Here is a 4907-nt window from a genome sequence, read left to right as displayed (position 1 = left end):
TCTGGGTGGTGAGCTCCAGCGCGTACCCGAAGACGGTGGCGTAGAGCTCGGCCTCCTCTTGTTCGCTCAGCCGGCCCTGCGGTGAGCGTGCGGTGAGGATGCGGTCGAAGGCGGTGAAAATCTGCGGCCGATCTTCCTCCGGGATGCCGATGATGTCGCCGATGACCGTCATGGGCAACTGGTCGGCGACATCGGTGATCCAGTCTCCGCCGCCTTGACTGACGAGGCGGTCGATCATCCCCGCGGCGCGCGCTCGGATGCCGTCTTCCAGCTTGGCGATCGCCCGCGGGGTAAAAGCACTCGAGATGAGTTTGCGGCGCCTATTCAGCTCCGGCGGATCCATGTCGATGATCGTCGGGTACGACATAAACGTGTCGATGGGCTGGATCAGGGGGCCGTCCACTGCGGTGAACGAGTCGGCGTCACGGTGAAGCCGCACGGCGTGCCGGTGCCTGGTGGTAATCCAGAAGTCACGCTCGACGCCGGTCTTCGCGACGCCAGAAGTACGGTCGTGGCGGAAAAGTGGCCTGGTGCGTCGCAGCTCGGCGAACAGTTCATCGGGAAACCCATTGCGCCACAAGTCAAAATCGGAAAGGTCCACTGCCGCGGTCGTCATGTGCAACCTCGATTCACTTGGGGCGTTGGGGGTGCCTCAACATGGTCACCGTAGCGCCCCTCGTTGACGTTCAATCCCTAAAATAGTAAAAATAGAGCGAGTCTTCGAACCGCGGTGAGCCAGACGCACTCCTGCCGCTCGGCCGCGTGGGAAACGGAGAGATAGTGACACAGACAATCACGGATTCGGCGATGGATCCTTCGGAACGCGAATTCGGTCCGAGTGGCATCGGGCTGTCGCCCTACCGGTTCCCGACCGGCTGGTTCATCGTCGGGTTCGCATCCGATCTGGCCGCCGGCGAGGTCAAGCGGGTGCACTACTTCGGCGAAGAGCTGGTGCTTTTCCGCACCGAGTCGGGCCAAATTCATGTCCTCGACGCCTACTGTCAGCACCTCGGCGCCAACATGGGTGTCGGCGGCACGGTCGAGGGCGAAAACATCGTCTGCCCCTGGCACGGCTGGCGCTGGCGTGGTGACGGCACCAACGCGCTGATCCCCTACAGCAAGATCGGCTGCAAGCAGAACGTTCGGATCCGCACCTACCCGAGTACCGAGTGGTACGGCTTCATCCTGGTCTGGCACGAGCGCCACGGCAGGTCGCCGTACTGGCAACCGCCCGTGCTGCCAGAACTGGAGACCGGCGAGTACTACCCGCTGCATCCGCACAGCCGGATGCTGAACCGGGTCAAGGTGCACGCGCAGATGATCATCGAGAACGCCGCCGACCCCTATCACGTTCAGTACGTGCACAAGGCCGCGAACCCGGCCACCACCGCCTCGTTCGAGGTCGCGGGCTACCACCTGCACGCCACGGTCAACGCCAATTTCGGTGGCGGCCGCGAACGAACCTGGTTGACGCCGAACGGCCCTGTCGACGCCAAGATCATCTACGACAACTACTCGTTGGGGCTGGGAATTGTGCGATTCCCGAGCGAGCTGGTGGCCACCATCCAGGTCACCGGTCAGACGCCGGTCGACCAGGACTACACCGACTACTTCTACACCCAGGCGTCTGTTCGCGAACCAGGTGATTCTGGCGAGGTGCCCACCGGACGGGCCGCGCGGTTCTTGGCGCTGCAGCAAGAGGTCGTCAAGCAGGACTTCTTCACCTGGGAGAACATGAAATACCTGGAGAAGCCGAACTTGGCGCCCGAAGAAGCCCATGACTATGCGGCGCTGCGCCGCTGGGCCCACCGCTTCTACCCCGGGGAACAACCTTCGCCCAACGACTTCGGATACACCCCCGACGGCGAGCCGGACCCGGCAGCCGCACAAGCTTGAGCCGTCTGATGTCGGGGGACCGGGGACAGCCCATCGGTCCGGCTGATTTCGGGGTAGACCGGTTCAGCGTCCCGGCGGTACTCGATCGTCGCGCCCAGCAGTACCCCGACCGGGTGATGATGTCAATCGCCGGAACGCCGGTGACATTCGAGCAGATGCGGCAGCGATCCTGCGCCGCGGCGAGCGCTTTGACCGACCTCGGCGTCGGTCGCGGCGACGGTGTTGCGCTGTTCACCACGACCTGCCCGGAATGGGTGTACTTCTGGTTGGGCGCGGCCCGAATCGGCGCGGTGACCGCCGCGGTGAATGCCGCGAACAAGGGTGACTTCCTGCTGCACGCGCTGCGGTTGTCGCAGGCGAAGGTGGTGATCACCGACCCGGAGCGTCTGCCGCGAGTCGACGAGGTTGCTGCCGGGCTGAGCACAGTGAGCCACGTTGTGGTCCAAGGAGATTCACTCGATGGCTTGCTAAGCCGAGGGGCCGCGCGGTCGGTCGTCGACAGCCCGGTCGATGTTGGCGAGGTGGGGTCGCTGTTTTTCACCTCGGGTACGACGGGAGCATCGAAAGCGGTTGCCACCACGTGGCATTACCTGTTCTCTACGGCCGCGACCGTGGCGGCGGCCTGGGACTTCAGGGCCGGCGAGGTCGTGTGGACCGCGATGCCGCTGTTTCATCTCAGCGCGGCGCCGTCGGTGCTGGCGCCCATGCTGGTCGGCGGGACAACCGTGCTGGCACCCGCTTTCCATCCCAGCGAAGTGTGGGACGATGTGCGCGCTTGTGTGGCAGCGGGATTCGCCGGTGCCGGCGCGATGGTGTCCATGCTGTGGAACCAGCCCCCCGACCCCGGTGACGCCCAACTGCCGCTGCGGTTTATCTCAGCAGCACCCATCGACGCCGCCATCTACCGGGACATCGAAAAGCGCTACGGCTGCCGGATCGTCACCATGTACGGTCTGACCGAGGCCTTTCCCGTCGCCGTCAAGGGCGTCGCCGACGAGGGCGTGCCGGGAACGTCGGGCCGGCCGAATCCGAGTTTCGACGTCCGCATCCTCGACACGGACGGCAGCCCGCTGCCGGCAGGAAAGGCAGGCGAAATCGCTTGCCGCGCCCGATATCCGCACGTGATGAGCGAAGGCTATGTCGCCCCTCCCCTCGAGAAGCCCGGCCTGCGGGTCGACCGGCACCCTGCGTGGTTTCGCACCGGTGATCTCGGCGTCCTCGACGACGACGGCAACCTGACTTACCTCGACCGGGTGAAGGATTCGCTGCGCCGACGCGGCGAGAACGTCTCCTCGGTCGAAGTAGAGAGCATCGTCATGCGTCATCCAGCTGTGCTCGAGGCCGCGGTGGTTGGGGTGCCCAGCGAACTCGGCGAGGACGACATCCTATTGATCGTCACCTTGCACCCCAACGCCACGCTGGAGCACGCGGAGCTCCTGGACTTCTGTGCTGACCGTATGCCGTACTTCTGTGTACCGCGATATGTCGAGATCGTGAACGATCTACCAAGAACCGTGATCGGCCGGGTGCGCAAGGATATTCTTCGCGGCCGAGGTGTCGGCCCTAACGCGTGGGACCGAGAAAGCCACGGATACGTCGTTAGTCGTTGACCTGGAGACGGAGAAAACCACCATGACCATGACCTATCAGCAGGAGTACCTGCTCCATGCGGCGACGGCGCGCGCCGCGATCCTGGATCTCACCGCCAGGCACAACCGGTTTTACTCTGAAGGGGACCGTGACCGCTGGATCGCAACCTTCCGCCACGCCGGTGCCACCTTTACCCGCGACGGGGAACTGTTCGCCGACCTGGGCGCCGCGTTCGACGGCGACGGTAAACAGCGCCTGGTCGCCGTCGACCACGAAATCAGCGTCGACGGCATCAACGCAACCCAGCACTGTGTCGCCATGCTTTTTACCGTGGACAGGGTGGGTGTTACTACCCTGCGGACCACCGGAACTTATCGAGATCAACTCATCTACGAGCGCGGCGGCTGGTATTTCACATCCCGTGAGCTGCAATGGGATTCAATGCCGAGTCGGCATCCGCTCATGATGTGATGGATATCAGCGACAAACTCGCCTTCGGCAGCTATGAGGATGCCCTGCGCATGGTCGGAGTGGCCACCGAACCGCGAACCGCGGGCGCGGTGGTCAGTGCGGCGCGGATCCAGCTGTTTGCCGCGCTGGTTCACGATGCCAATCCGGCATTTTGGGACGCCGAGTTCGCCGCAGCGACGTGGGGTGGTCTGCTGGCACCGCCCGCGCTGCTGATGGGATGGCTGATACCGCCGCCGTGGCTGCCCAGCGATGAGCCGCGGGTGGCGTCGATCGCGCTGCGGGTGCCCCTTCCCGGCACGACGTTCATCAACGCCGCCAACGAGGCCGAGTTCCCGTTGCCGATCGTCAAAGGAGACCGGCTCAGCGTCGTCGAGCAGGTCGTGTCGGTGTCAAGCGAAAAGCGGACCCGGCTGGGCGTGGGCCACTTCGTCGAGACGCTGGAAACCTACCGCCGCCAAGACGCGGCCGTAGTGGCCACCAACCGCAATACGTTGTTCCGCTTCACTCCCGGCGCATCGTCATGACGGTCCACTGGCAACAGCTCAGCGTTCCGGTGGACCTACCGGAGGTACGCGACGATATCGACTACCAGCGGGTGGTGGAGAACGCCGGCGCGACGTGGGACTACTATCCCGGCCACATCGACCCGACCTACGCCCAAAGCCACGGCCACCCAACGATATTCGTCAACACCATGCACCTCGCTGGCTTCGCCGACCGTGTCGCGACTGACTGGGCCGGCCCGCACAGCCGGGTGGTTCGCCGCAAGATGACGCTGGCCGGCTCGATCTATGCCGGCGACACCATGGTGGGTCGAGGACGCGCGGTGGCGAAGCGCTACGACACGTCGGTCGACCCGCCCCGCTATCTTGTGGATCTGCTGATCGAGGTGACCAACCAGCGGGGCGAACTGTGCTGCCCGGTCGAGCTCACCCTGGAGCTGCGCCGCT

At 64.6% G+C, this 4907-nt stretch carries 5 protein-coding genes and 1 pseudogene; 5 read left to right on the top strand and 1 reads right to left on the bottom strand.

Annotated elements, in window-relative coordinates:
* A pseudogene (locus tag VFA16_RS03525) lies at nucleotides 1-616 on the bottom strand (cytochrome P450); the annotation flags it as partial.
* Nucleotides 617-807: 191 nt separating this feature from the next.
* Here VFA16_RS03525 and VFA16_RS03520 point away from each other — a divergent pair.
* The 5 genes from VFA16_RS03520 to VFA16_RS03500 all read left to right on the top strand — a co-directional run.
* On the top strand, nucleotides 808-1896 hold the full coding sequence (locus tag VFA16_RS03520) for an aromatic ring-hydroxylating oxygenase subunit alpha (RefSeq protein ID WP_324966485.1): 1089 nt from the start codon (nucleotides 808-810) through the stop codon (nucleotides 1894-1896).
* Nucleotides 1897-1904: 8 nt separating this feature from the next.
* The gene (locus tag VFA16_RS03515; RefSeq protein ID WP_324966484.1) at nucleotides 1905-3506 is read left to right on the top strand and encodes an AMP-binding protein; all 1602 of its coding nucleotides are present in this window, start codon (nucleotides 1905-1907) and stop codon (nucleotides 3504-3506) included.
* A 22-nt stretch (nucleotides 3507-3528) separates the two neighbouring features.
* Entirely contained in the window at nucleotides 3529-3957 is a 429-nt protein-coding gene (locus tag VFA16_RS03510) for a nuclear transport factor 2 family protein (RefSeq protein ID WP_324966483.1), read from the top strand.
* Nucleotides 3957-4481 (top strand): FAS1-like dehydratase domain-containing protein, encoded by a 525-nt coding sequence (locus VFA16_RS03505; RefSeq protein ID WP_324966482.1) that lies wholly within the window; start codon nucleotides 3957-3959, stop codon nucleotides 4479-4481. The genes VFA16_RS03510 and VFA16_RS03505 overlap by 1 nt, the downstream gene beginning before the upstream one ends.
* On the top strand, nucleotides 4478-4907 hold a 430-nt coding region (locus tag VFA16_RS03500; RefSeq protein WP_324966481.1), incomplete at its 3' end, for a MaoC/PaaZ C-terminal domain-containing protein. The genes VFA16_RS03505 and VFA16_RS03500, both read left to right, overlap by 4 nt.

Origin of the sequence: Mycobacterium sp. (assembly GCF_035653355.1) — a bacterium.
In the GTDB taxonomy this organism is placed as follows: Bacteria; Actinomycetota; Actinomycetes; order Mycobacteriales; family Mycobacteriaceae; genus Mycobacterium.
Note: the sequence above shows the minus strand (reverse complement) of the source record. Positions and strands in the feature narration are given on the sequence as shown.